The organism is Vibrio sp. EA2 (assembly GCF_033042495.1).
In the GTDB taxonomy this organism is placed as follows: domain Bacteria; phylum Pseudomonadota; class Gammaproteobacteria; order Enterobacterales; family Vibrionaceae; genus Vibrio.
Map to the genome: position 1 here is coordinate 14,813 of NZ_JAWLID010000004.1, position 24,668 is coordinate 39,480.

Consider the following 24,668-nt stretch of genomic DNA (forward strand, 5'->3'; position numbering starts at 1 on the left):
ATATCGAGAACTTGATTATACTAACTAATATTCAGCGCTAATCATTTAATAAATTAATTATTATTAAAATAAGTAACCAACACAATGCAACCATTTGAACAAATCATTAATAAAGTGAGAAACTGAGAGCCGAAGCCGATACAAATGTGAGAGCTTCGTTTCGCAGACAAGATTTACGCACAGGACGTGGAAGAGAGTTAATAGAGTGCCGACGAGGAATATTGGAGATTAAAGTATGATTTATCTATTCGATTGGGGAGATACCTTAATGGTCGATTTTCCTCATGCACAAGGAAAAATGTGTGACTGGGACACTGTGGAGGTAATCCCACAGGCCAAAGAAACGTTGGCAACGCTTGGCAAAAATCATCAGATTTACATCGCGACCAGTGCGTCGGATTCAACAATGGAAGATGTACAACGAGCTTTCCAGCGAGTTAACTTAGACCGATACATCAACGGTTACTTCTGCTTTGCCAATGTTGGTATTGAAAAAAACTGCGCCGAATTTTACCGAGCTGTGGCGAAAAAGCTGGGCGTTAATGAAAGGAAATTAACTATGGTTGGGGATATACCACACAAAGACATCTACCCAGCGATGGAAGCAGGATTAAATACCATTTGGTTTAACGCTGCGGGTGACTCCGCGCCGGATCAACCTATCGCACAGCAAATTCGATGTTTGTCACAGCTTGTTGCAAGCTAGATTCCACCGTTCTCCATAATAAAGAAAAAACTCCACACGAAGTGGAGTTTTATAGTTATGTCTTTGAACAGATCTAGGTTATTTCATCATCCATAGCCGCGCGACGTTCTCGGCTAAATTAGCCACGTTGTTTTCCGCTTCTTTCATTGCGTCAGCTAAGCTCATCGCTCTTGGAACACAAGGAAAGACTGCATCAATACCGCATTGATAAACGGCTTGATAGTTGTCCCCTACACAGCCAGCCAACGCTATTACTGGTAGGTTAAATTGCTTCGCCACTTTCGAGACCCCCATCGGAGTTTTCCCGTGAGCCGTTTGATGATCAATTCTTCCTTCACCAGTAAAGACAATATCAGCATCGGCAACATGATCAGCCAATTTGACCGTATCTAATACAATCTCAATCCCCGGTTGCAAGCGAGCAGATGTGTATCCTAGCAGTGCGGCTCCCATGCCACCTGCAGCGCCGGCCCCCTTTCGAGTTAGTACATGCTTACCTGTAACTTGTTCTGTCAGCTCGCCAAATTTACGCAATGCATTATCAAGTACAGAGACATCAGAAGCTGTCGCCCCTTTTTGTGGACCAAATATTGCCGACGCGCCTTTTTCGCCACAAAGAGGATTATCCACATCACAGGCAACGAGTATCTCACATTGTGCTAAACGCGCGTCGAGATCGGAAACATCAATGGAAGCGAGATTGATTAAACCACCGCCGTTTGTGGTAATTGCATTCCCGGATTCATCAAGAAATTTAACTCCTAACGCCGCCAACATACCGACACCACCGTCATTGGTTGCACTCCCGCCCAAGCCAATGATTAAACGTTGCATCCCGCGTTCTAATGCATGTTTAATCAACTGACCCGTACCAAAACTGCTAGTCAGTTTAGGATCTCGTGCGTCACTTGGGACAAGATGTAAACCACTGGCTTCTGCCATCTCAATCACGGCTGTTTCGCCATCACCAAGAATACCGTAAAACGCCCGAACCTCTTTTCCAAAGGGACCTATAACGGTAGTGAATACTTGCTTACCTTGAGTTGCATCGATCAGAGATTGAACGGTTCCTTCCCCGCCATCAGCGACCGGAACCGTAACAAACTCAGCATCATGCCAAACACGAGCAAGACCCGCCTTAATCGCGTCGCTGACTTGCTTGGCGGTTAGGCTTTCTTTAAATGAATCAGGTGCAATTACTACTTTCATATCTATTTCCTGAGACTTATAACAGAACGAGACTCAAAATGTATACCAATGCCATCGCGGTAACCCCTTGGATTAACGTTGCCATGGTTTGTGCACGATAAGCCAAACCTACTGACATTCTACTAAATTGGGAAACAACCCAGAAGAAGCTATCATTCGCATGTGAAACCGTCATCGCACCAGCACCGATCGCCATCACCGTGAGCACACGTCCCATTTCTGAATCCAATCCTAACTGGGTTAGCAATGGGGCAACAAGCGCAGAGGTCGTAACAAGCGCAACCGTTGACGAACCTTGAGCTGACTTGAGTGCCGCAGCCACGATAAATGGCATAAAGATACCAACCCCCAATGCTGATAGCGTAGTTCCAAGATAATCACCAAGCGGCGTTGCTTTAAGTACTGCACCAAAAGCACCACCAGCACCCGTGATCAATAGAATTGGTGCCGCAGCTGTAATGCCTTGGCTAATGCGCTCACCAAATTCTTCAATCTTGTTATCTGATTTTAACAGGCGAACAGAAAGGAATAGGCCGATCACCAAAGCAGTCAAAGGTTGACCTAGGAAGGTCAGCACATCAAACAACACGCCCTCACCTAACGGCAGGCTTGGAAACTTAGCAATAGAGCCAAAACAGATCAGTAAGATTGGAACGAAGATAGGCGCAAATGCTTGGCTTGCTGTAGGCAATTTGCCGTAAGAGGCTTTCAGAGCTTGCCAATCGTGTTGAATTTCCTCTTCGGCTTCAAGGCCGTCAGGCTCAACATGTTGGAAACGGTTTGCCCATAACATACCCGCCAACGCTGCGGCAGCCGCCACAAAGATACCTACGCCAATAACCAAGCCAAGGTTTGATTCCAGACCAAGGTTACCCGCTGCTGCAATCGGACCCGGTGTTGGCGGAACAAAAGTATGCGTCGCGTATAAGCCAGTCGCTAGAGCCACACTCATCGCCACACTTGACGTTTTAAGGCGCTTAGCGAGCGACTCTTTCAATGAGTTAAGAATAACAAAGCCAGAATCACAAAATACAGGAACAGAAACGATGTAGCCGATAATACTCATGGTTAGGGTCGGAAACCGCTCCCCCAACACCTTAATGACCGTATCTGCCATGGTTATCGCTGCGCCACTTTTCTCCAGGATAACACCGATGATGGTACCCAACACAATAACCAAACCAATGTAACCAAGAATACCGCCAAAACCAGAAGCGATGGTCTTAGCGATGCTATCAGCAGGTAAACCATAAGCAAACGCGGCTAAGAACGCGGCGATGATCAAGGCTAAGAAGGGGTGTAACTTAAATTTGGTGGTGGCGAGCACGATAAACGCGATCACCACGAGTAGGATTATTATAAGGTTCATGATAACTCCATTTATTTTTATTGTATCGAGCAGAGTCAATCGACTCGCTCACTCAATATGTAGGGACATTAGAATTATCAATCGTTTGCGATAAGATTCCTTTAGGCGGAGTGACAAATGATCAGATTAAAAATCGACAGTTTTTGGGCCAATGCACAATTTTACGTTATTTTTGAGAGTCTAGTCGCAATATAAAGCTCGGCTAAATCCACAAAGTTAGTAGTGGATAAGCCTGTAATTTCGGTGATCTTATCCAAACGATATCTAAGCGTATTTCTATGAATAAACATGGCATTAGAACACTCTTTTACGTTGCCGTTACATTCGAATAAAACGTCCAGTGTTTTACGCAACTGTCCCGACTTATCTTTGCTCTTCAATAGTTTCACACTCTCAATAATTTGTTCACCCTGCCAAATATCTGCCAAAGGGGCTAACAATACCGGCAAACGTAACTCCTCAAATAAGAATTTGCGTTGTTCAGGGTAGAACTGTTTACCCACGGCTAATACTTGCTTGGCACTTTGATACGATAACGCCACATCTTTTGGCTCGCTGAATACCTGACCAAGCGCAATATGAAAGGTATGTGAGTCGTGGTCACTTAAGCGCGACATCAGTTTATCAATCCGCTCACTTTCTATTTGGCTGTTCCACTGTTTGATACTTTGACAAGGTTTTAGAACAACAATTTCGTTGACAGAGACAATGGCGACCAGGTTATCTCTTTCTGGATACTCCAAGAGCTCAACAATATTTCTCACACTCTTCATACTTTTTGATGCTGATGAGGTAGAAACTTCAATGACCGTTGCAACCCTGGGCTGAGTAATATCAATCGACAGGCGCATCGCCCAATCTTTAAGCTCTTCATCGGTTAAACTGCCCTTAATCCAAGATAGAATAAACTCCTCTCGGTGGCGCCTATGCCATTGAAACTTCTCCACCAGTGCCGCTTGTTCAATAGTAAGCTCAGCCGTCATTTTTACCAGATTGGCAAAATCGCGAATTTTATCTGGCTCACCAGTAACACCAACCGTGCCCACCACTTCGCCATGAAGCTTGAGCAGCATATTGATACCCGGTTTAACGCCTTGCAAAGTGGAACATTGTTGTTCCGTTAGTTCTAGAGATTCACCATGACTGATCGCCAATAGAGCCCCGTCATGTACCTGCCCAATTCGCTTAGTGTCACCACTGCCTATAATGATGCCTGCTGAATTCATTACATTCACATTGTGGCCAATAATAGACATGGTTCTGTCGACGATCTGCTGCGCGAGCACATGGTCCAGAATCACCATAACTTTTCCTTCTAAAACAATGAACACCCCAATTAATCACAAACTACCCAATATCACCATGACGTTAATACGAATTAGACGAGTCGCTCATACCACCGCCTTATTAGATGTATAAAAAGTAGGGTTTTATACGTCACTATCACGCTCTGGCATATATACTTAAACCAAAGGTACTTCGATGTACTTGGATCAGCACGTTGAAGTCACTTGGCTAATAGCTGAAGCTAGCGGAGGAACATCATGGAATTACATAACAAAGCCGGCGAAGTTGCGAAAATTGCCGACAACCTCACATTGAAAGAAATTACCGAAATGGGCTACACCGTTGACTTATGCGATGAAGCGTTTGATCCGGGCGAACATTGGAAAGCAGAAGGCAAAACTCAAGGCATGGGTGAATACCCTGAAGAGTAATCCCACCACTGTTGACCAAGTGGTTCATACCCCAGCGGGAGAACAGACTCAAAACCGAGCGCCAGACGCTCGGTTTATTTTGTCACTTCTGCAATAAACATTGTCATCTCTTCGAGATAGTTGCCATTGGCACATCCCCAGTCGGTCACTTCAATCAACTCCGTCATTAACTGCCTAGTTTCATCCAATTGCACCGCCTGAATAAAAGTATTGAATCGGTCGCCATCAGCCTGATTGTTTACCGCATGCGTGGCATACTCTTGCAATAAGTCATTGTAGACCTGCCAACGTTGTTCCTCCGACACTTGGCTACTCAGAATCAGCGCACATTTATCCTGAATACTATTCACCGTATCCTTTTGAGGTGACGTGTCCGATGAACACCCAGTCAAAGACAAACCTAGTGTCAGTAACGTTGCTATTGTTTTTATTTTCGTTGCCATTTTTCTTTTTATCGTTGCTGAACATGAATGCATAAACTATATACGCAAATAGGATGTCTGTATGGCTTTGATGCTGAACGACGTGATCAAAGACGCGACTGAGTTCATGTTCGCTTACACTTTAATCAAACACGCCTGATTTATGGGCTAGTTGAAACACAAATCGTTCGCTAACCCACTAAAATGTATACGAATAGTAAAGCCACGTTTACGATCTGCAAAGGCAGTTAATAATGCGTCTACTCCTTTCTTGCTGCTAAGCATGTAATAATCAACCGTCTACATAACGCAACCATTTTAAGGATCAAAATGACCGCAACGGATTACCTCAACGACCTCAATCAACGCTACCTCGCGATTCATCGCACCAAAGAAGATTTCTTTTGGGAAACTTACATGGGGATCAGCGACGATCATGATGGCTCGACGCAAGCACAAACAGCATGGACAAGCTTTTTAAGCAATGCGGAACAAATTACGGCAATCAAACAACAGCTTGAAGCCGCCGACTCAATTTCTGACCCGCAAGAAAAACAGCAAACCATTACTGGCCTTTCAGGCTGGTTGGCGATGTTTGAATCTCATGCGATCGAAGGTGACAAAGCGCAAGCATTGAAAAATAAATTGATTGCCTTTGAAGCCGAGCTATTTGAGAAAAAACAGAACCACGTACAAACGTTTATCGACGAAAATGGTAAACAAACCGAAGGCTCGCTTCCGGTATTGAGCTCAACCATTCGAACCAATAATCACGAAGAAGTGCGTCAATCCGCGCATCAAGCATTGCTGAATCTTGAGCAGTGGTTGCTGGAAAATGGCTTTATTGAGCTGATCAAGCTACGTAATCAATTCGCTCGCTCACTGGGTTATGCGACCTTCTTTGATTACTCAGTACAAAAAACGGAAAAAATGACCTCAGAGCAGCTATTCGACATTCTGGAAGATTTTGAACAGCGCACCCGAGAGGCTCACCTGAAGAGCTTAGAAAACCTGGCGAAAGAGAAAGGCCAGAATGCGCTTACTGGCCACAACTTTGTTTACTCGTTCGCGGGTGATGTGATGCGTGACCTTGACCCATACGTGCCATTCTCAAAATCGCTGAGACGCTGGGTAGAATCTTTCGGTCGTTTAAATATTGATTACTCAGGGGCAACACTGGCGCTGGATTTACTAGACCGTAAAGGCAAATACCCGAACGGCTTCTGCCATGGACCTATCCCTTCTTTTTACAACCAAGGCGAATGGGTGGCGGCACAGGTTAACTTCACCAGTAACGCCAAACCAGACCAGGTTGGCAGCGGCTACGATGGCATCAATACGCTATTTCATGAGGGCGGCCATGCAGCGCACTTTGCCAACGTAAAAATGAACGCGCCTTGTTTTTCGCAGGAATTTGCCCCGACCTCTATGGCTTACGCAGAAACGCAATCCATGTTCTGTGACAGCCTGCTGACCGATGCAGACTGGCTAAAACAGTACGCTCTGGATAATGAAGGTAACCCTGTTCCTGATGAGATCATTCAAGCGATGATCAACAGCCGTCAGCCATTCAAAGCCTACGAAGAACGCAGTATCTTAGTTGTGCCATATTTTGAACGCGCACTGTATCAGCTTAGCGATGAAGAGCTGACGCCAGAGCGCATCACCAAGCTTGCACGTGACTGCGAGAAGCAGATCCTTGGGTTGGAATGCAGCCCTCGCCCGCTATTGGCCATTCCGCACCTGCTTTCTGATGAATCAGCTTGTGCTTATCAAGGTTATTTACTCGCGCACATGGCGGTTTATCAGACGCGAGCTTACTTTCTGGATAAATTTGGTTACCTGACCGATAACCCAGAAATTGGGCCTCTGTTAGCAAAGCATTACTGGCATGCAGGCAATAACTTGTCGCACAATGAAACCATTGTCAGCCTGACAGGCGAGGGCTTTAACGCCAAGTACCTGGCGGATGTGTGTAACTTGTCACCAGCGCAAGCGTGGGAAATTCAACAGCAAAAAATCAAAGCGCTTGAAACACGTGAGAGAGCACCGGTAGCTTCGCTTAATGCGGCAATTAAAGTCGTCGACGGCAGTAAAGAACTGGCGAGCAACACCCTCTCCGATGAGCAAATGTGTGACGATTTTGAACGTTACATCGTAGAAACTTACGGTCGATAATAAAACCAAGAGCCAGAATCAATATCTCTGGCTCTCAACTACGGATTCTCGGTAACAAAAGGACGCGCTATGTACCTGTCGATCATTAAGTTTTGGTTTGAAGAACTGACCCCACAAAATTGGTTCGAAAGTAATCCTGAACTGGATAAGCTCATTGAATCTCGGTTTTCCTCAGTGCTAGAGCAAGCGGCTCACTGCGAACTGTTTAGTTGGCGCGACAGTGCAAAAGGTCGCTTAGCCGAAATCATTGTACTCGACCAGTTTTCGCGTAATGTGTACCGCAATACTCCAAAAGCGTTCGCACAAGATCCACTCGCGCTTTCGTTAGCACAAGAGGCGATTCGACTCGGTTTGCATAAAGCGCTGAATCACGATCAGCGTAGCTTTTTGTACATGCCGTTTATGCACAGTGAATCTCGTGTCATCCATGTGGAAGCGGAAAAACTGTTTCGCGCACCGGGACTTGAAAACAACTACGATTCTGAGCTAAAACACAAAGCCATTATCGACCGATTTGGACGCTACCCACATCGTAATGCGATACTGGGAAGAGAAAGCACGCCAGAAGAAATTGAGTTTTTGAAAACACCGAACTCTGGCTTTTAAGGCCAGCACACAACAAGGCAATAGAATGACGCTAAACACCGTATTATGGCCATGCTTATTGAAACTGGAAGGTGACGACGAGCTCATCTATCTGCACTCGTACTCGGATTTCCAAACGGAGTGCCAAGCGCTCATTTGGGGACAAGAAGACTACGTGATTGATTCACAAGGTCAAACCTTCGGCTTGCAGCATGATAATGCCAATCACATAACACTGAATGCGAATAACAAAACACTGTCTGTCGAAGAGGTCACCACGCTCATCCAGTCTCATGAGTTCAGTCAGGCGCAGAGATGCATCATTAAAATCCATTTCAGTAGCGTTCAGCAGGCCGTTTGTGCATTGGCAGGTTAGTAATACAAACTCATTTTTCAGCCATATGTTCCTATTCTTAGTTTAAGCACTACTGGCCTCTCTCACGGATGTCCGAGCACTCTTCAACCATATGCTATTCTCAATAGCAAAAGAGAGGAGGAATACATGCCTAGTCAGAACCCCATCGAAATAAAAGCACTCGATCATATTGTTTTGAGAACGACCAATCGCAATGCCATGTTGCACTTTTATCGAGACATACTAGGTTGCCCAATCGAAAGGGAACTCGCTGAAATGGGATTAACTCAGCTCAGAGCCGGAACTGCATTAATTGATATCGTCACGGTAGACAGTGAGTTAGGTAAGCTGGGTGGAAAACCTCCAGTACAAAACGGCAGAAATATCGATCATTTTTGTTTGCAGCTCGCACCGTTTGAAGAAGCTGATCTCATCCAATATCTGCATATGCACGATATTCAAACTGAGGACTTTTCCAAACGTTATGGTGCGCAAGGTTTTGGGCGTTCGCTGTATATTAATGATCCTGAGGGAAACGTTGTCGAGCTAAAACCTCAAGTGGTCAACGAGTGAGTTTCAGCAATTTCAATATAAATTCTATAGGGCTACCGGATGAACACTATCTCACTGATTAAGGGCGACATAACCACAGCGCAAGTCGATGCTATCGTTAATGCCGCTAATCCTAGAATGCTCGGTGGAGGTGGTGTCGATGGTGCGATTCACCGTGCCGCTGGCCGCGATTTGTACGATGCGTGCTTAACAGTGAAAGATATCGACGGCATTCGCTGCCCTTTTGGCTACGCACGGATTACTTCGGCTGGTAAGTTAAGCGCACGCTACGTCATCCATGCGGCGGGGCCGATCTACGATAAATTTCACGACCCTCGAGCGGTATTAGAGTCGGCCTATAAAAGCGCTCTGGATCTAGCATTAGAAAACGACTGCAAAACAGTCGCGCTACCCGCCATCTCATGTGGAGCGTATGGCTATCCTCCGCATGAAGCAGCCGAAGTCGCATTAACTATTTGTCAGCGTCCTGAATATCACTTATTGCAAATGCGCTTTTACCTGTTTGACGATGAAATGCTAAGGGTTTGGCAACAAGCTCTAGCCACCTACCAATAACCTAAAGCAACGATTTAATTCTAAAGGCCAAAAGACTTCACACCTCGACTCCTCGCACAGGCTCTTCACTCACTTCTTTCTGCCACCAAGTACAGTTTCTCACTTCATTCTGAACGTGAAAACTCTCTCCTGGCATAGGGGTAAGTAAAGTTATGCTCTCGCTTTGGCAATGGCTAATCAAATCTTCAATCGGCTCATCCCATTTATGGGTGAACAACTCATAGGTCGCCCAGTGGACAGGCAAGAGCTTTTTAGCCTGCAGATCCTTAAATGCCTGAACCGTATGGCGCGCTTGCATATGGCCCCAGTTTTCGACTGGATAGCCTTGATTGTCCTTCACATCTGCCGCAACTTCCAAACAGGCAACGTCGATTGGTCCGCAACGCTGCGCGATTTCGGCAAAATGCTGGTCATAAGCACTGTCACCACTAAAGTACAGCGTCTCGCTCCGCCCTTTCATTACCCATGACGCCCACAATGTGGTGTTTTTATCTAAGTACGTTCGTCCCGAATTATGGTTCGCAGGCGTACAAATAAGCTCAACATTTGCGTACTGTATGCTCTCCCACCAGTCGAATTCGACAATATCATCAGCACACACGCCCCACTTGAGCAAGTGCTTGCCGACGCCCAGCGGAACGTAAAACGTCACGGATTTATCAGCGTAAAAACGAATGCTTGAGGCCTCGAGGTGATCATAGTGATCATGCGAGATCACGATAATATCGGGGATAGGTAAACTCTCTCGGGCATGTGTGTTGGGGATATTACGCTCAAACCACGCTTTCGCGATCAATGGCGAAGCATAGTCAAAAACCGGATCGGTCAGAATGCGAACCCCATCCACTTCCACCAGCATGGTTGAATGCCCCAGCCAGGTCACGCGCATTGAATCACTGCGATGTAAAAACTGGTCTTGCTCAATGGGCGAGTAAGGTAAATGTCCATTGGGACAGAGTGGCGCTCGGCCTCCTAGGTAGCTCCAGCAAACCTGCCAGAATGACTGATGACTTGGCACATTCGGCATGGCATTTTTGACCCGGCCATTTTCGAACTGAGGAGAGTGCTGTATACGATGCGCGAGTTGTGCGTGATAGGTTCGTGGCGTTTTCTGTGGGCTTAAACCAAGCCCTCGACTCATACTGGAGCTCTTTAAGGTCGTTTCAGACATATTTCTTTACGTTTGCTCGGCGGTGCTTTTAGTTAAACGCGATTATGTGTCTGTTTCATGACCAGGCAGGGGCGTAAAATGAAGATTAGGTTTCAGTGGCAAGAGAGCCTTCTGGTGTGGAATCTCAAGCCAAACCGGTTGTAGAAGGTATACTTTAAACAAATGGGCTTGGTGTAGAAGGAGAACAGCGATGGTGACCTGCAATCAATATGATTTTATTGAAATAGCCTGTATGTTTGCGCTACCTGTTGAAATCACGCTAAAAAATGGTGAAAGCCATCAAGGGAAAGCATTCGATACCGGTTTTGATATGCAGCGACAAGAGTGTTTATTTCTTGATGTCGACGGCGAACATATTGCTTTTCCGACCGAACAACTGCTCACGATGCGTGCCCTGAAGGCAAACCCACACTTCACCGAAGTCACTTTTGATTAAATCATTCTGATTTGAAAGTGGAAGCAAAAAAAAGGGGCAGTGCCCGAATACCGCCCCTAAAGTCATGCCAAAACTGTTATATGCTATTTTGCATAGTAAATATTGCTAGCGGTCATAAGACCTGAAAACTACTGGTTATTGTTTAAAACTTGTAACCACCGCTGATCATAAATACCCAAGGGTTGATTTCTACGTCGGTCTTATATTTCACACCACCAGCTTTATAGGTTGCTTCTGTTTCAATGTTTGCATACCACGCAGATGCGTTTAGGAACCATTGATCGTTGATCATGTAGTCAACACCTACGTTGGCGGCTAAGCCAAATGAATCGTCCAGTTCCAGGTCCGACAGACCAGCACTTTTACCTTTGCCGTTAAAGCCTTCATCAAAGAAAATGGTGTAGTTCAGACCCGCACCAACGTATGGACGAAACTTACTTTGTGGCTCGCCAAAGTAGTACTGAACCATAAACGTTGGTGGCAGGTGTTTGGTATCAGCGATATCGCCAAGATTGCCTAAATCTGTGGAAATATCATGGCTAAACGGCGTTGCTGCTAGCACTTCAAAACTGATGTTGTCGGTAAACATATAGCCAAACGTCAGACCAAGCTGAGTGTTGGAATCCACCTCCAGCTCTTCTGAAGTACCCGGAACCGGAATCTTGTCACTGCTATCATTAGGCACAACAGACGCCGCACCAACACGAAGAACGAAGTCACCTTGTTTATGAGCGAAAACACTTGGTGACACGAGCGCAGCAACCACTGCCAAACTGCAGATTGTTTTTTTCATTTTAATTTCCTTTTATAGGGCTTCGTTTTTTACCCAATCACATGTTCATGAACACTTAAATATCCAAAGGAAGTCAGAGTGTTAACGAACTCAGGTTTTTTATATTTGTTAACTGCGCGCAATCTAGCACATAAAAACCTTACTAATTTGACGGAAATCAATTTGTAAAAAATATAGCGAATCTGTATGAGAAAACGCCAAATTGATCAACAAATTATGCAAATGATATACAATCTTGTAATGCAAAATGTGCGTGTGAGAAGATCTTGCATGCCTAGAAGCTCACGCTAAAAGCAGGCTAAACAACAGCAAATCGTTTATCATCTAATGAATGTGACACCTTTAGATCTTAGGGAATAAGATGAACCTTTTTAAACATTTACCTCATGATCTCAGTGAAGAAGCATTTGAAGACCTGTTGTGTAACGACAACCTGCGGATTGAACGTATTGTGTCTCACGGGCAAACATCACCTGAAGAAGGTTGGTACGATCAAGAAGAAAATGAGTGGGTATTGGTTTTAAAGGGGGCTGGAGAACTCACCTTTGAAAACGGTTCGGTAAAACGTCTTGAGGCCGGCGAGTACGTGAATATCCCGGCGCACACTAAACACAAAGTCAGTTGGACAGACCCAAATCAGGAAACAATTTGGTTAGCCGTGTTTTACTAATCACTTCACGTGGGCGTCACAAGTGCCGCGACAATGACAATTAACCTGTTAGATAAGTTTTAATGATCACCGTTCATCTTTAGGCGTGTCCATCACCACCATGGTTGTAATCCCCTGAACGTGTTCACACTCGCCTAATACATTCGCGTGAAACGCCTTATAAGCAGCCAGATCTCGAGTTTCAACCCTCAACAAATATTCGTTCGCACCTGTGATGTTATGGCACTCTACGACCTCTTTGACAAAACGGAGGTGATCCTCAAAATCGAGTTGTGCTTTTTTCGAATGAGAGGATAAACCAATCGAGACATAGGCGATAAAACCCACACCAAGTTGCTCGCTATCCAACACCGCACGATAGCCTTTGATCACACCTTGTCGCTCTAATTCCTGCACACGACGCAACGTCGCAGAAGGTGACAGCCCCACTCTCTCAGACAGCTCAACATTGGAGATTCTTCCGTCTAACTTAAGCTCTTGCAATATTCTTTCGTCAAATTTATCCATAGTGATCTTTTATTGCTAAATTAATCCATTCAAGCTCAATAAAAGCACAATATTGATGACGTTTCTACTTATAGTTGTTTGAAAGATGACGTCCACTCAGGACAGTTTTGCTGTAAGGGAAAAAACTATGGAATACCATCAATTAGGCGCGCTGGCGTTGTTTGCTTTTGTATCGACTTTTACTCCGGGTCCGAACAACATCATGCTGATGACATCAGGTGCGAATGTCGGATTTAAACGCACGATTCCACACATGCTCGGTATTACTCTTGGCTTTGGTGCCATGCTAATTCTGGTTGGTATCGGCTTAATGAGCCTGTTCCACGCTTACCCGGTTGCCCATACAGTTTTAAAAGTACTCAGCTTAAGCTACTTGCTCTATCTGACTTATAAAATCGCCACCAGTGGTAAAGCAGAAACAAAAAATGATTTTAAGCCAATGTCATTTTTCGGAGCTGCGGCATTTCAGTGGGTGAATCCAAAAGGCTGGTCAATGGCGCTCACTGCGGTCACCGTATACAGCTCGGGCGCTGCGTGGTTAGAACTGACGTTTATTGCGGGCATTTTCTGCTTGGCCAACCTGCCATCTGTCACCTTCTGGACGGCCGCAGGGATACAGCTTCAGCGCTGGTTAACCACATCTAAACGTGTCAAAGGGTTTAATTACGGCATGGCGACGTTACTTCTTTTATCCACGATTCCTATGATATAACTGAATGCCAATCAAAACCTCTACGGAGGTTTTTTAATGTTTGAGGGATAATCATCGAAGACGCCAATTTCCCCGCTTAGGTTTCCGTATCAATTCACAGTGTAAATTTGTTTAAAGACACTACTCTCTCAAGAGAGATATTGATATTCTTAAATGAGAAAGAGAATAATTATCGAGAATAGTAAAGATGAAAAAGAAACCTGAACCGAAAGAACTTGTCGTTACACACACCGAAACGATCACCCCAAACATGCAGCGCCTCACTTTGCAGGGAGACGCTCTCGGTCAATTTCCAGCAGACTGTGAAGGTAGCTATATTAAGCTGCTATTTAATGCAACGGGTGGTACCGATTTGCAAGCGATGCCTGAAGATAGTCGCCCATTAATGCGTACTTATACCATTCGTCGTTACCATCCAGAGACATGCAGCATTGAAGTCGATTTTGTTCGTCATGTTACTCATGATCTGCAATGTGGATTTGCCGCTCGTTGGGCAATGGCTGCGCAAAAAGGGGACACCATCAACATCGTTGGTCCGGGTAGTATTTCTAACCTAAACACCGACGCGGACTGGTTTTTCATGGCTGCCGATATGACTGCCCTCCCTGCCCTGTCCGCCAAAATCCGAACCTTGCCTGAAGAGGCAAAAGGCTATGCGGTTATTAGTGTTCTCTCTGCCGCAGACATTCAACCACTGCACGCGCCAGTTGGTATGGAACTGATTTGGCTGACTGAAGGGCAAAATCTGGCTGAAGCGGTTCGCGAATTAGAATGGCTGGAAGGGAATGCCGCGGTTTGGTGTGCCTGTGAGTTTGATTCTATGCGCGCATTACGCCAGTACTTCCGCAATGAAAAAGAAATCGAGCGTGAAAATATCTACATCAGTAGCTACTGGAAACAAGGCGTTTCAGAAGATGGGCATAAAGTGATTAAGCGTGAAGACGCCGAATCCAATCAATAGCAATTCACAATAAAAAATACGCCCGGTGTAGCCGGGCGTCGGCAAATGCCTAATAGCTTTTTGACTATCAACGATAGTTTTCAGGCTTAGCAGGGTATAAATCATCCAATAATTGTTGCAACTTCACGAATCAACAACGCCAGTTCGTCCCATTGCTCGTTGTCAATCAAATCGCCAGGCACCATCCAGGTACCGCCACACGCTAAGACAGACGAAATCGCCAGGTAATCTTTGACGTTGCTCGGGCTCACGCCACCTGTTGGCATAAATTTAACCGGGTAAACGGCAGACAGTGCTTTAAGCATCGCCGTGCCACCAGAGGGCTCCGCTGGGAAAAACTTAAGGGTACGAAGACCCATTTCCATCGCTTGTTCAACCAAACTTGGATTATTTACACCAGGTACGATAGCGATATTACGCTGCTGACAATATTTAACGGTGGTTGGATTAAAGCCTGGGCTAACAATAAAATCGACACCAGCGTCAATCGCCTCATCGACCTGAGCACTGGTTAAAACGGTGCCCGCGCCAATTAACATCTCTGGATACGCGTCGCGCATATTTTTGATCGCAAGTGCCGCATCTTCAGTACGAAAAGTGACTTCAGCACAAGGCAGGCCGTTTTCAACCAATACCTGAGCCAATTTTACTGCCTTGCTTGCATCTTTAATTGCAATAACAGGGACTACTTTAATTTCAGAAAGTTGTTGATTTAGATCTTTCATTTCATCGTTCCTTAAATAATCGGCATCGATTCGCTTGGAATGATTGCACCGCGATGTTGGATAACAGAACCAGCCACTTTGTGCCCAGCCAGCGCAGACTCAGCAACGTCTCCACCTAGAATGCGTTTTGCAAGGTAACCCGCACTGAAAGAGTCACCAGCCGCCGTCGTATCAACCACTGCGTCCACTTTCAATGCCGCAACGACGTGCTGTTGGTCTTGTGTCACAACAAAACAATCGTCCGCACCACGCTTAACAATGATCTCTTTCACACCACAGCTTTTGCTACGATGAATTGCTTCGGATTCCTCTTTGTCACCCCAAAGCATGACTTCATCATCGAAAGTTAAAAATGCCATGTCCGTAACACTGAGAATTTTCGAGTAGAAACGACGAGCCAACTCTAAGCTTGGCCAAAGTTTTGGCCGGAAATTATTATCAAACGCTATGGTAACGCCCTTGTTACGACAGGCAGCCAGCAGGTCGATAAACGTTTGACGATGTTCTTCCGCGATAATAGCTAAACTGATACCGCTCAGATAAATCATTTGATGTTGGCAAAGATCTGTTACCAAAGATTCAAAGTTTTGCTCGCGTAGCCAATATTTTGCTGCTGCGTCTTCACGCCAGTAAAAGAAACTTCGTTCACCATCGTCCGCGGTTTCAATCGCATAAATGCCCGGCAATTTATCTTCAGAGAAGTAGACCATGTCGGTGTTGATGTCTTCGTCCTGCCAAGCTGTCAACATTTCGCGGCTAAACGGATCGAGTCCCAGCCCAGTCACATAGGATGTTTCAACACCATGTTGTTGGGTTAAACGAGACAGGTAAACAGCGGTATTGAGGGTATCACCACCAAAACCTTGCTGTAGCACGCCATGATGTTTCCTAAGCTCCACCATACATTCACCGATGATAGCGACGCGACTGATTGGGTTCATGGGAGCCTCCTTAGTGGTACAAAAAATAAGCCAGCACAATGGCTGGCTTGTACTTAATTCCCGATAAATTAAGTAATTAGTCCAGTAGAGACTTCACGTATTCTGCGATTTCAGGCACTTGGCAATGTGCGAAGAAACACTCTTGGAATTGCGCGCTACCAACAGCAGTTTTCACTAGCGCTTGATCGATGGCACGTAAGCCTTCAACCACATCTTTTGAGACTGCGGCTTTTACGTCGTTCAAAATCGCAGCGTTAGCTTGCTGAGGCGCTGCTCGCTCGATAGGGTAACCTTCACCGCGATTTCCCGTGAACGCTTTTTCGAAGATGTAACGCACGTTCAGTTCACCAGCCCAACCAAAACCTTTCGCAAAGGCTAGAGAAATAGCGTTACCGTTGTTGATTTGGTTGAACAGGAATGCATCAGATGGCTCCAGGCAGTAACCACAAACTACACCTGGATGTAGGTTGCTTGACATCAGTGCGCCCTGGCCAGTACCACAACCCGTTACCACAAAGTCTACTGCTTTTGAGTTCAGCAGGATGCTCGCCATGATACCTAAGTGGACGTACGTTAGGTGATGATCGTTTTCACCCGTCATACCGACGTTGAATACATCGTGACCAAGGCCACCCGCGACAGTATTTAGTTCACCAGCCACCATTGCGTTTTTCGCGGCTTGGCTGTTCTCCATCATTAGTGCAATTTTCATCTGTTACTCCTGCGGAACAAACCGCATTCAAAAAGTTTCTTAAACAAAATTCTTAGAATCTATGACCTTTCAAGCTGATTTTGATCAGTGTGTAGCGTTTTTACACAAGGCGAGAGCATTGGCTCCGTTCGCTGGCGATATAAACGGTAAATTGTCATTGAATTCATAACGATCACGGTCATTTCCAGCAGTGTCCCTCCAATAGAACCCACCAGAATATTGTTGGTCAGCCAACAACAAGCACCAAGCAAAAAGCCCACGCGCATCTGAATTCCCGACAAGCAGAATACAGAGTAGGTCCCGATAATCGTTCCCAAAATAGGCAAAATGTCACGCCACTGCTCAGCAGCCCAATAACCACTCACTAAACTGATAACAATAAATGCAGCAGCGATTCGCTTCGACGAAACAAATATTGCTGTGGTCGTTCTGATTGTCGACAGGAACGCCCCAAGCGCTGAGGCCATTGAACCAAGCAATAAAAAATGGAGAAGATGATTGAGATTAAATATCAGCATCAAGATTTTTAGGCGTTTATCATTTTTCTGGTAAAAGACGGAGAATCCCAATCCAAAACTGATAAACCCTACTACTTGCGCTAATGTTGCGGTATCCACAATCAACTTCTCACAAATCGATTAGCGTGCTAACCAGCCACCGTCAACGGCGAGCGTGTAACCGTTAATGTAATCAGCCGCTTTTGATGCCAAAAATACACAAGGGCCGGCTAAATCTTCAGGCAAACCCCAGCGTTCAGCAGGGATACGTTCAAGGATGGCAGCGTTACGCTCTTCGTCAGCACGTAAAGCAGCGGTGTTGTTTGTTGCCATGTAACCTGGTGCAATTGCGTTCACGTTAATGTCGTGACTTGCCCATTCGTTCGCCATTAGGCGCGTAACACCCATAACGCCGCTCTTAGAGGCAGTGTATGAAGGAACGCGGATACCGCCTTGGAAAGACAGCATAGATGCGACGTTGATGATCTTGCCACCTTCACCTTGAGCGATGAACTGCTTTGCCACGGCTTGAGACATAAAGAACACCGATTTGATGTTGATGTTCATTACGTCATCCCAATCTTGCTCAGAAAATTCAATCGCATCATCGCGGCGAATGATGCCCGCATTGTTGACCAGAATATCGATACGACCTAACTCTGTTACTGTGCGGTCAATGATTGATGGGATGTCATCCAGCGTCATTAAGTTAGCGCGGATATCAATAAATTTACGGCCTTCAGCGGCAATCTTCTCAATGGTTTCTGTCGGTTTAGTGATGTTTACGCCCACGATATCACAACCGGCTTTTGCTAAACCAAGCGCCATACCTTGGCCAAGACCAGTGTCACAACCAGTAACAATGGCAACTTTGCCTTCAAGGTTAAATGAATCAAGAATCATGTTTTTTCCTCAATATTTAGATAATTCGTGATTTGGCGACTGGCCATGTCACTTTCTACACTCATATATTGAACAAAAAAGAAATTATTTTCAATTTTTTTTGAAAAGACGTTTCAAAAAATAGATTACGATCCAATTTTTCTGCACATAACCCCAATTTAATTCCAAATTTTTGAAAAGGTATTTTATAAATACTAGTGCTACAGATTTTATAAGATATAATGAAGCAAACAAAAAATTCACAGGGATAACAATGAAAACCTCAAACCAACCTGAAGCAGTTTCATCGGTTCTGAAAGTGTTTCATATTCTTCAAGCACTAGGAGAGCAAAAGTCCATCGGTGTATCCGATCTTTCCCAACGACTAATGATGTCGAAAGCAACGACATACCGTTTTTTACAAACCATGAAGTCGTTAGGTTATGTATCGCAAGAAGGTGAAGACGATAAATACTCACTAACGCTTAAACTATTTGAGTTAGGATCAAAATCGCTCGAGTACGTTGATCTGATTGAACTGGCCGATCGAGAAATGCGCCATATTTCACAGCAAACGAATGAAGCATTGCACCTAGGTGCGCTGGATGATAATGCCATCATTTACATCCACAAAATCGATTCTGGCTACAACCTTCGCATGCAATCGCGTATTGGCCGCCGTAACCCTCTTTACAGTACAGCTATTGGTAAAGTGTTACTTTCTGAGTGCGATGAAAGCTTCATCCGTGATGTGTTAAGTGATGTGGAATTTGTTAAACACACTGAAAAAACGCTAGAAAACACGGAACAAGTGCTAGAAGAATTGGCAAAAGTCCGCGCTCAACATTTTGCAGAAGATAACGAAGAGCAAGAACCAGGCCTTCGCTGTATCGCAGCGCCGGTTTATAATCGCTTTGGCCAAATCATTGCGGGTCTTTCGATTTCATTCCCGGTTATTCGCTTTGAAGAAGAACGAATGGAAGAGTATGTTGGCTTATTGCATCAAGCAGGCAAAAATATTTCAGAGCAATTGGGTTTTCATAACTACCCCGCTTAATCTGGAAAGCAGCTAGTAGGCTGCTTTGTTGCCTACTTTGAAATTGTTGAGAGGTCGATTAAATTTCGCGATTTACCTTACGTAACGCTTCAGCAGCAGATGCGCTGATCACGCCAGCTCTTTCGCTAAAAAGTCGATGAGTAATCTGACTTTAGGCGATAATTTATGACTTGGCGGATACAGCGCCCAAATACCTTCACGATCGTCCCGGTAATCACTGAGCACTTCGACCAGCTCACCGCAATCTAACGCCTCTTGAACGTAATAATCAGGTAACTGCACTAAACCAAGCCCACGCTTTGCCGCATCCACTAAAGCGAAACCACTGTTGCATTTGATCCGCCCAGAAACGCGCAACGACTTCTCTCGGTTCTGCTCTTTGAAATGCCAGTAATCGACAGAGCCCACCAAACATTGATGACGCCCTAACTCTGATAGTGTATGGGGTTCGCCAAATCGTTCCAGATAATTAGGGCTCGCACAGACATACATTTGGCGTGAAGAAAGGCGCTTCGCGATCATACTTGAGTCTTGTAGTCGTCCCAGACGTATTGCCACATCCACCCCTTTCTCTATCAAGTCGAGTCGCTGGTTGGTCAGAACCAAGTCGAGAGTCACCTGAGGATGCCTCTCTAAGAACTGGTGCAACAGTGGCGCAAGGTTCATTTCTCCATAGGTAACCGGAGCCGTCACCCGCAATATGCCTTTGGGCTCCGCCTGCATTTGAGTCACGGCAAGCTCGGCTAACTCTAGTCCTTCTAACAGGTGCTTACACTGCTGGTAATAAAGCTGACCGGCCTCAGAAAGAGAAACTTTACGTGTGGTACGATGAAGTAATTTCACCGCTAAACGTTGCTCTAGCGCGGAAACTCGACGACTGATCTGTGCAACCGATGTTTTAAGTTTATTTGCAGCGCCGGTGAAACTGTTTGTCTCTGCGACTGCGACAAACTCAGTGACACCTTCCCAATTCGCCATTTCTCATTTCCTGTCAAACCAGTTAACAGCAACATTGTCACACAAACGCTGACCGGGAGAAACAACCCTTTCGTTTCACACCTCAACCCAAACGTTAAACAAATGTAAACGCATTAACATTAAACCAACAAAAACTGTGCTTATATCAAGTCTGAATCCACAAGTAGGGCAGAAGAATGAACAAGCACAATACCCCATTAGCTGGTTTTACTCATATGGAACACGGAACTGCGCAAGACTGGAAGATCATCGCAGAACAATTTATTGATTATGCAGCAGAATTACCAGACCGAATTATCAAACACCTTTTATTGCTTGATGGTGATTTTGGTGGCTTCCAGGTAGACAGGCTTACGCACAGCCTACAGTGTGCAACGCTGGCACATCGCGATGGTCAGGATGACGAGTACGTCGTGTGCGCGCTACTGCATGATATTGGCGATACCTTGGGTTCGTACAACCACCCAGACATAGCCGCCACTATCCTAGAGCCTTTCGTCAGTGAAGAGAATCACTGGATGATCAAACATCATGGTATTTTCCAAGGATATTACTTCTTCCATCACTTGAATATGGACAGAGAAATGCACAAAGCTTACATCGACCATCCTTGTTATCAACGCACCCAGGAGTTTGTGCGTAAATACGATGCTCCAGCGTTCGACCCTGAATTAGATACTCTGCCGCTAGAATTCTTTGAACCGATGATCCGCAAGGTATTTGAGCGTCCCGTCCGCTCGATTTACAAACAAGCTCAAGACAAAATAACCGCAGAATAGCGAGAGGCGATGATGAACTCATCAATGAGAAATCAAGTTAGCGAACAAGAATGGCAGTTACGTGTGGAATTAGCCGCATGCTACAGGCTGGTAGCAGAGTTTGGCTGGGATGATTTAATCTTTACCCATATAAGTGTCAGGATTCCAGGCCCTGAGCATCATTTTCTGATCAACCCTTACGGGATGATGTTTGATGAAATTACCGCCTCTGACCTTATCAAAATCGATCAAGACGGTAATAAGCTGCAAGACACACCTCACTCCGTCAATCACGCTGGATTTATCATCCACAGTTGCATTCATGAGGCACGTCATGATGTCGGCTGTATCATTCATACACATACTCGAGCAGGTGTCGCGGTCAGCGCGCAGAAAGACGGCATCTTGCCAATCAGTCAGCAGTCGACTTATGTGCTGTCGTCATTGGCTTACCACGACTACGAAGGCGTCGCAGTAAGGGAAGATGAACAGCCACGTTTGCAGCAAGATCTAGGAGAGGCAAATTTTCTTGTGCTACGTAACCATGGGCTATTAACGGTAGGCAAAACCGTCGCAGATGCATTTTTGTCTATGTATGCCCTGGAAACCACCTGCCAAATCCAATTAGCCGCACAATCGGGTGGCAATGAGCTCATTCATATTGAACCAAAGATTGTCAGCTCGATAACTGAAGCGGTGAAAACACAAGGCGTGGATGGTTCCATCGTATGGCCAGCGTTACTGCGCAAACTGGACCGAATCGATCCACGTTACAAAGACTAACCACTAAAGGAAAAGGCGCTGAATCATAAACATGATAAGCGCTTTTTTGTTTGCCCCAGAGCATGCCTGTCGTCATCCAAAAAACCTTTTGTCTGCTATCCGGTTCAACACTTGTATTATTACTTATATGTAAAAATCATTTTCATAAACGACGGATTATCATTTTTAATGAAATAGATAAAATGAATACAACAAAACATCAGGCGAAAAACGAAAGCTCAGCTAGGCTTAACTACTACGCCTACCTATTGATTAGATAAGGGAAATCCAATGGCACTTGAAATCAAACCAGGTCAAACATCGATCAAATCTAAAGCGGCTGTCGCATGGGCGGCAGGCGAGCCATTAAAAATGGAAGAAGTGGATGTACAACTGCCTAAAAAAGGTGAAGTTTTAGTCCGTATCGTAGCAACAGGTGTATGTCACACTGACGCATTCACGCTATCTGGTGACGATCCAGAAGGCATCTTCCCAGCGATTCTTGGTCACGAGGGTGGCGGTATCGTTGAAATGGTTGGTGAAGGCGTGACGAGTGTTGAAGTTGGTGATCACGTTATTCCTCTATACACAGCAGAATGTGGCGAGTGTAAGTTCTGTAAGTCAGGCAAAACTAACCTTTGTCAGGCTGTGCGTGAGACGCAAGGTAAAGGCCTGATGCCAGATGGCACAAGCCGCTTCTCAATCAATGGTGAAACCATTTTCCATTACATGGGTTGTTCAACGTTCTCTGAGTACACTGTACTACCAGAGATTTCACTGGCGAAAGTAAACAAAGAAGCCCCTCTAGATGAAGTGTGTCTGCTTGGCTGTGGTGTAACAACAGGTATGGGTGCGGTACTGAACACAGCAAAAGTTCAGGAAGGCGACACGGTAGCCATCTTCGGCCTAGGCGGTATCGGTCTTTCGGCAATCATCGGTGCACGTATGGCTGGTGCTGGCCGTATCATCGGTATCGATATCAATGAAAGTAAATTCGATCTTGCGCAACAGCTTGGCGCAACCGATGTGATTAACCCTCAGAAATTCGACAAGCCAATTCAGGAAGTCATTGTTGACATGACTGACGGCGGCGTTGATTTCTCGTTTGAATGTATCGGTAACGTCAACGTGATGCGTCAGGCGCTTGAGTGCTGCCACAAAGGCTGGGGCGAATCAGTCATCATCGGTGTAGCAGGTGCAGGTCAAGAGATATCTACCCGTCCATTCCAACTAGTAACTGGTCGCGTATGGCGAGGCAGTGCGTTCGGTGGCGTTAAAGGCCGCTCTGAGCTTCCAGAAATTGTAGAAAAATACATGGCAGGTGAATTCGGTCTACAAGAATTCATTACTCACACAATGGGACTTGAAGACGTAAACGAGGCATTCGACCTGATGCACGAAGGTAAGAGTATCCGTAGCGTGATTCACATGGACAAATAATGTCTCTACAGGCTCTCCCCAGGGAGAGCCTTATTGTATTAACGGTGTCCTGCCGTTGAATCTAATTTCTGCTTCTTAAGAGTTTATTCATGATGATAGAAAACGTAAGTCAGGCCAAAGTTTTTGGTGGCTGGCACAAACAATATACTCACGAATCTAGTTCACTGAATTGCCAAATGCGATTCGCTATTTTCCTGCCGCCAAACGCGACAAAGTCCCACCCAGTACCAGTACTTTACTGGCTATCGGGACTCACTTGTAGCGATGAAAACTTCATGCAGAAAGCTGGCGCATTTCGTATGGCCGCCGAGCTTGGCATCGCCATTGTTGCCCCAGACACCAGCCCTCGTGGCGAAGGTGTAGCAGATGATGAAAATTACGACCTCGGTCAGGGTGCTGGTTTTTATCTTAATGCTACTCAGGCACCTTGGTCACAGCACTACTTCATGTATGACTACATCACGAAAGAACTCCCAGCAATCATTGAAAACAATTTCCCGGTTTCTGATGTGAAGTCTATTTCTGGCCACAGCATGGGCGGGCATGGTGCACTGACTATTGGCTTAAAAAATGCGGAGCAGTATCGCTCAATTTCAGCATTTAGTCCTATCAGTAACCCTATTCAGTGTCCTTGGGGCCAAAAAGCGTTTACCGCTTATTTAGGTACCGATATCGAAAACTGGAAACAATATGATGCGAGTGAGCTTCTGAAGCAAGGTAAAGCTCCTTTAGCGATGCTGGTGGATCAGGGTGACGCTGATGGATTCCTGAGTGAGCAGCTCAAACCAGAGCTTCTTGTCGCGGCAGCAAACAAGCATGACTCAGAATTAACGCTTCGAATGCAACCTGGATATGACCACAGTTACTACTTCATATCGAGTTTTATTGACGACCATCTAAGTTTCCATGCGAAGTATCTATTCGAGTAAACGATTAAATACAATGCAACAATAAAGCCACCCTACCAAGGTGGCTTTATTGTTTTTGAATATCTAT

The 24,668-nt window shown here is 45.4% G+C and carries 29 protein-coding genes; 16 read left to right on the forward strand and 13 right to left on the reverse strand.

Annotated features, from left to right (window positions below; genetic code table 11):
- Positions 1–235 precede the first annotated feature (235 nt).
- Positions 236–706 (forward strand): HAD family hydrolase, encoded by a 471-nt coding sequence (locus tag RXX31_RS11010; protein WP_317589364.1) that lies wholly within the window; start codon positions 236–238, stop codon positions 704–706.
- Between the two features lie 78 nt (positions 707–784).
- On the opposite strand, the gene RXX31_RS11015 is transcribed toward RXX31_RS11010, so the two are convergent.
- The 3 genes from RXX31_RS11015 to RXX31_RS11025 all read right to left on the reverse strand — a co-directional run bounded on the left by RXX31_RS11015 (position 785) and on the right by RXX31_RS11025 (position 4,588).
- A complete protein-coding gene (locus RXX31_RS11015; RefSeq protein ID WP_317589365.1) occupies positions 785–1,915 on the reverse strand; it encodes a glycerate kinase in 1,131 nt (376 codons plus the stop codon).
- Between the two features lie 16 nt (positions 1,916–1,931).
- Entirely contained in the window at positions 1,932–3,284 is a 1,353-nt protein-coding gene (locus RXX31_RS11020) for a GntP family permease (protein ID WP_317589366.1), read from the reverse strand.
- Between the two features lie 161 nt (positions 3,285–3,445).
- Positions 3,446–4,588 (reverse strand): sugar diacid recognition domain-containing protein, encoded by a 1,143-nt coding sequence (locus RXX31_RS11025; RefSeq protein ID WP_317589367.1) that lies wholly within the window; start codon positions 4,586–4,588, stop codon positions 3,446–3,448.
- Positions 4,589–4,828: 240 nt separating this feature from the next.
- On the opposite strand from RXX31_RS11025, the gene RXX31_RS11030 reads away from it, so the two are divergent.
- Positions 4,829–5,002 (forward strand): hypothetical protein, encoded by a 174-nt coding sequence (locus RXX31_RS11030; RefSeq protein ID WP_014233493.1) that lies wholly within the window; start codon positions 4,829–4,831, stop codon positions 5,000–5,002.
- A 74-nt stretch (positions 5,003–5,076) separates the two neighbouring features.
- Here RXX31_RS11030 and RXX31_RS11035 read toward each other — a convergent pair whose 3' ends face one another.
- Entirely contained in the window at positions 5,077–5,445 is a 369-nt protein-coding gene (locus tag RXX31_RS11035) for a hypothetical protein (protein ID WP_317589369.1), read from the reverse strand.
- Positions 5,446–5,754: 309 nt separating this feature from the next.
- Between RXX31_RS11035 and RXX31_RS11040 the strand changes: the two genes are divergently transcribed.
- From RXX31_RS11040 to RXX31_RS11060, 5 genes are all read left to right on the forward strand, one after another.
- Complete coding sequence (locus tag RXX31_RS11040; protein ID WP_317589371.1) at positions 5,755–7,602, forward strand: M3 family metallopeptidase; 1,848 nt, start codon at positions 5,755–5,757, stop codon at positions 7,600–7,602.
- A gap of 69 nt (positions 7,603–7,671) precedes the next feature.
- Complete coding sequence (locus RXX31_RS11045) at positions 7,672–8,208, forward strand: DUF924 family protein (RefSeq protein WP_317589372.1); 537 nt, start codon at positions 7,672–7,674, stop codon at positions 8,206–8,208.
- Positions 8,209–8,233: 25 nt separating this feature from the next.
- The gene (locus tag RXX31_RS11050) at positions 8,234–8,563 is read left to right on the forward strand and encodes a DUF4144 family protein (RefSeq protein ID WP_317589373.1); all 330 of its coding nucleotides are present in this window, start codon (positions 8,234–8,236) and stop codon (positions 8,561–8,563) included.
- Between the two features lie 126 nt (positions 8,564–8,689).
- A complete protein-coding gene (locus RXX31_RS11055) occupies positions 8,690–9,115 on the forward strand; it encodes a VOC family protein (RefSeq protein ID WP_317589374.1) in 426 nt (141 codons plus the stop codon).
- Between the two features lie 39 nt (positions 9,116–9,154).
- Positions 9,155–9,670 carry a macro domain-containing protein gene (locus tag RXX31_RS11060; protein WP_317589375.1) on the forward strand — a complete coding sequence of 172 codons (516 nt, stop codon included), beginning with the start codon at positions 9,155–9,157 and terminating at the stop codon, positions 9,668–9,670.
- A 37-nt stretch (positions 9,671–9,707) separates the two neighbouring features.
- On the opposite strand, the gene RXX31_RS11065 is transcribed toward RXX31_RS11060, so the two are convergent.
- Positions 9,708–10,841: an MBL fold metallo-hydrolase gene (locus tag RXX31_RS11065; RefSeq protein WP_317589376.1), complete on the reverse strand. Its 1,134-nt coding sequence runs from the start codon at positions 10,839–10,841 to the stop codon at positions 9,708–9,710.
- A gap of 190 nt (positions 10,842–11,031) precedes the next feature.
- Here RXX31_RS11065 and RXX31_RS11070 point away from each other — a divergent pair, with 190 nt between their 5' ends.
- On the forward strand, positions 11,032–11,277 hold the full coding sequence (locus tag RXX31_RS11070; protein ID WP_317589377.1) for a Rho-binding antiterminator: 246 nt from the start codon (positions 11,032–11,034) through the stop codon (positions 11,275–11,277).
- 142 nt (positions 11,278–11,419) lie between these two features.
- Here RXX31_RS11070 and ompW read toward each other — a convergent pair whose 3' ends face one another.
- Positions 11,420–12,070 (reverse strand): outer membrane protein OmpW, encoded by a 651-nt coding sequence (gene ompW / locus RXX31_RS11075; protein WP_317589379.1) that lies wholly within the window; start codon positions 12,068–12,070, stop codon positions 11,420–11,422.
- A gap of 361 nt (positions 12,071–12,431) precedes the next feature.
- Here ompW and RXX31_RS11080 point away from each other — a divergent pair, with 361 nt between their 5' ends.
- A complete protein-coding gene (locus RXX31_RS11080) occupies positions 12,432–12,740 on the forward strand; it encodes a cupin domain-containing protein (protein WP_317589380.1) in 309 nt (102 codons plus the stop codon).
- A gap of 66 nt (positions 12,741–12,806) precedes the next feature.
- Here RXX31_RS11080 and RXX31_RS11085 read toward each other — a convergent pair whose 3' ends face one another.
- A complete protein-coding gene (locus tag RXX31_RS11085; RefSeq protein ID WP_317589381.1) occupies positions 12,807–13,247 on the reverse strand; it encodes an Lrp/AsnC family transcriptional regulator in 441 nt (146 codons plus the stop codon).
- A 127-nt stretch (positions 13,248–13,374) separates the two neighbouring features.
- Between RXX31_RS11085 and RXX31_RS11090 the strand changes: the two genes are divergently transcribed.
- Both RXX31_RS11090 and RXX31_RS11095 read left to right on the forward strand, forming a co-directional pair.
- Positions 13,375–13,959 carry a LysE family translocator gene (locus RXX31_RS11090; protein ID WP_317589383.1) on the forward strand — a complete coding sequence of 195 codons (585 nt, stop codon included), beginning with the start codon at positions 13,375–13,377 and terminating at the stop codon, positions 13,957–13,959.
- A 187-nt stretch (positions 13,960–14,146) separates the two neighbouring features.
- On the forward strand, positions 14,147–14,920 hold the full coding sequence (locus RXX31_RS11095) for a siderophore-interacting protein (protein ID WP_317589384.1): 774 nt from the start codon (positions 14,147–14,149) through the stop codon (positions 14,918–14,920).
- Positions 14,921–15,021: 101 nt separating this feature from the next.
- Here RXX31_RS11095 and RXX31_RS11100 read toward each other — a convergent pair whose 3' ends face one another.
- The 5 genes from RXX31_RS11100 to kduD form a co-directional block, all read right to left on the reverse strand.
- Positions 15,022–15,645, reverse strand: a complete 624-nt coding sequence (locus RXX31_RS11100; RefSeq protein ID WP_317589385.1) for a bifunctional 4-hydroxy-2-oxoglutarate aldolase/2-dehydro-3-deoxy-phosphogluconate aldolase — start codon at positions 15,643–15,645, stop codon at positions 15,022–15,024.
- 11 nt (positions 15,646–15,656) lie between these two features.
- Positions 15,657–16,586: a sugar kinase gene (locus RXX31_RS11105; RefSeq protein ID WP_317589386.1), complete on the reverse strand. Its 930-nt coding sequence runs from the start codon at positions 16,584–16,586 to the stop codon at positions 15,657–15,659.
- Between the two features lie 76 nt (positions 16,587–16,662).
- Positions 16,663–17,298 (reverse strand): RpiB/LacA/LacB family sugar-phosphate isomerase, encoded by a 636-nt coding sequence (locus RXX31_RS11110; protein ID WP_317589387.1) that lies wholly within the window; start codon positions 17,296–17,298, stop codon positions 16,663–16,665.
- A gap of 59 nt (positions 17,299–17,357) precedes the next feature.
- Positions 17,358–17,918 carry a YgjV family protein gene (locus tag RXX31_RS11115; RefSeq protein WP_411197979.1) on the reverse strand — a complete coding sequence of 187 codons (561 nt, stop codon included), beginning with the start codon at positions 17,916–17,918 and terminating at the stop codon, positions 17,358–17,360.
- An 18-nt stretch (positions 17,919–17,936) separates the two neighbouring features.
- On the reverse strand, positions 17,937–18,698 hold the full coding sequence (gene kduD, locus RXX31_RS11120; protein WP_317589390.1) for a 2-dehydro-3-deoxy-D-gluconate 5-dehydrogenase KduD: 762 nt from the start codon (positions 18,696–18,698) through the stop codon (positions 17,937–17,939).
- 253 nt (positions 18,699–18,951) lie between these two features.
- Here kduD and kdgR point away from each other — a divergent pair, with 253 nt between their 5' ends.
- Positions 18,952–19,734 (forward strand): DNA-binding transcriptional regulator KdgR, encoded by a 783-nt coding sequence (gene kdgR / locus RXX31_RS11125; RefSeq protein ID WP_317589392.1) that lies wholly within the window; start codon positions 18,952–18,954, stop codon positions 19,732–19,734.
- Between the two features lie 108 nt (positions 19,735–19,842).
- Here kdgR and RXX31_RS11130 read toward each other — a convergent pair whose 3' ends face one another.
- Positions 19,843–20,712: a LysR family transcriptional regulator gene (locus RXX31_RS11130; RefSeq protein WP_317589394.1), complete on the reverse strand. Its 870-nt coding sequence runs from the start codon at positions 20,710–20,712 to the stop codon at positions 19,843–19,845.
- Positions 20,713–20,888: 176 nt separating this feature from the next.
- On the opposite strand from RXX31_RS11130, the gene RXX31_RS11135 reads away from it, so the two are divergent.
- From RXX31_RS11135 to fghA, 4 genes are all read left to right on the forward strand, one after another.
- Positions 20,889–21,491 carry an HD domain-containing protein gene (locus RXX31_RS11135; RefSeq protein ID WP_317589395.1) on the forward strand — a complete coding sequence of 201 codons (603 nt, stop codon included), beginning with the start codon at positions 20,889–20,891 and terminating at the stop codon, positions 21,489–21,491.
- A gap of 24 nt (positions 21,492–21,515) precedes the next feature.
- Positions 21,516–22,253 carry a class II aldolase/adducin family protein gene (locus RXX31_RS11140; protein WP_317589396.1) on the forward strand — a complete coding sequence of 246 codons (738 nt, stop codon included), beginning with the start codon at positions 21,516–21,518 and terminating at the stop codon, positions 22,251–22,253.
- 270 nt (positions 22,254–22,523) lie between these two features.
- Positions 22,524–23,672, forward strand: coding sequence for an S-(hydroxymethyl)glutathione dehydrogenase/class III alcohol dehydrogenase (locus RXX31_RS11145; protein ID WP_317589397.1), 1,149 nt, complete (start codon positions 22,524–22,526; stop codon positions 23,670–23,672).
- Positions 23,673–23,761: 89 nt separating this feature from the next.
- Entirely contained in the window at positions 23,762–24,601 is an 840-nt protein-coding gene (gene fghA / locus RXX31_RS11150) for an S-formylglutathione hydrolase (protein WP_317589398.1), read from the forward strand.
- The last annotated feature ends 67 nt before the right edge of the window (positions 24,602–24,668 follow it).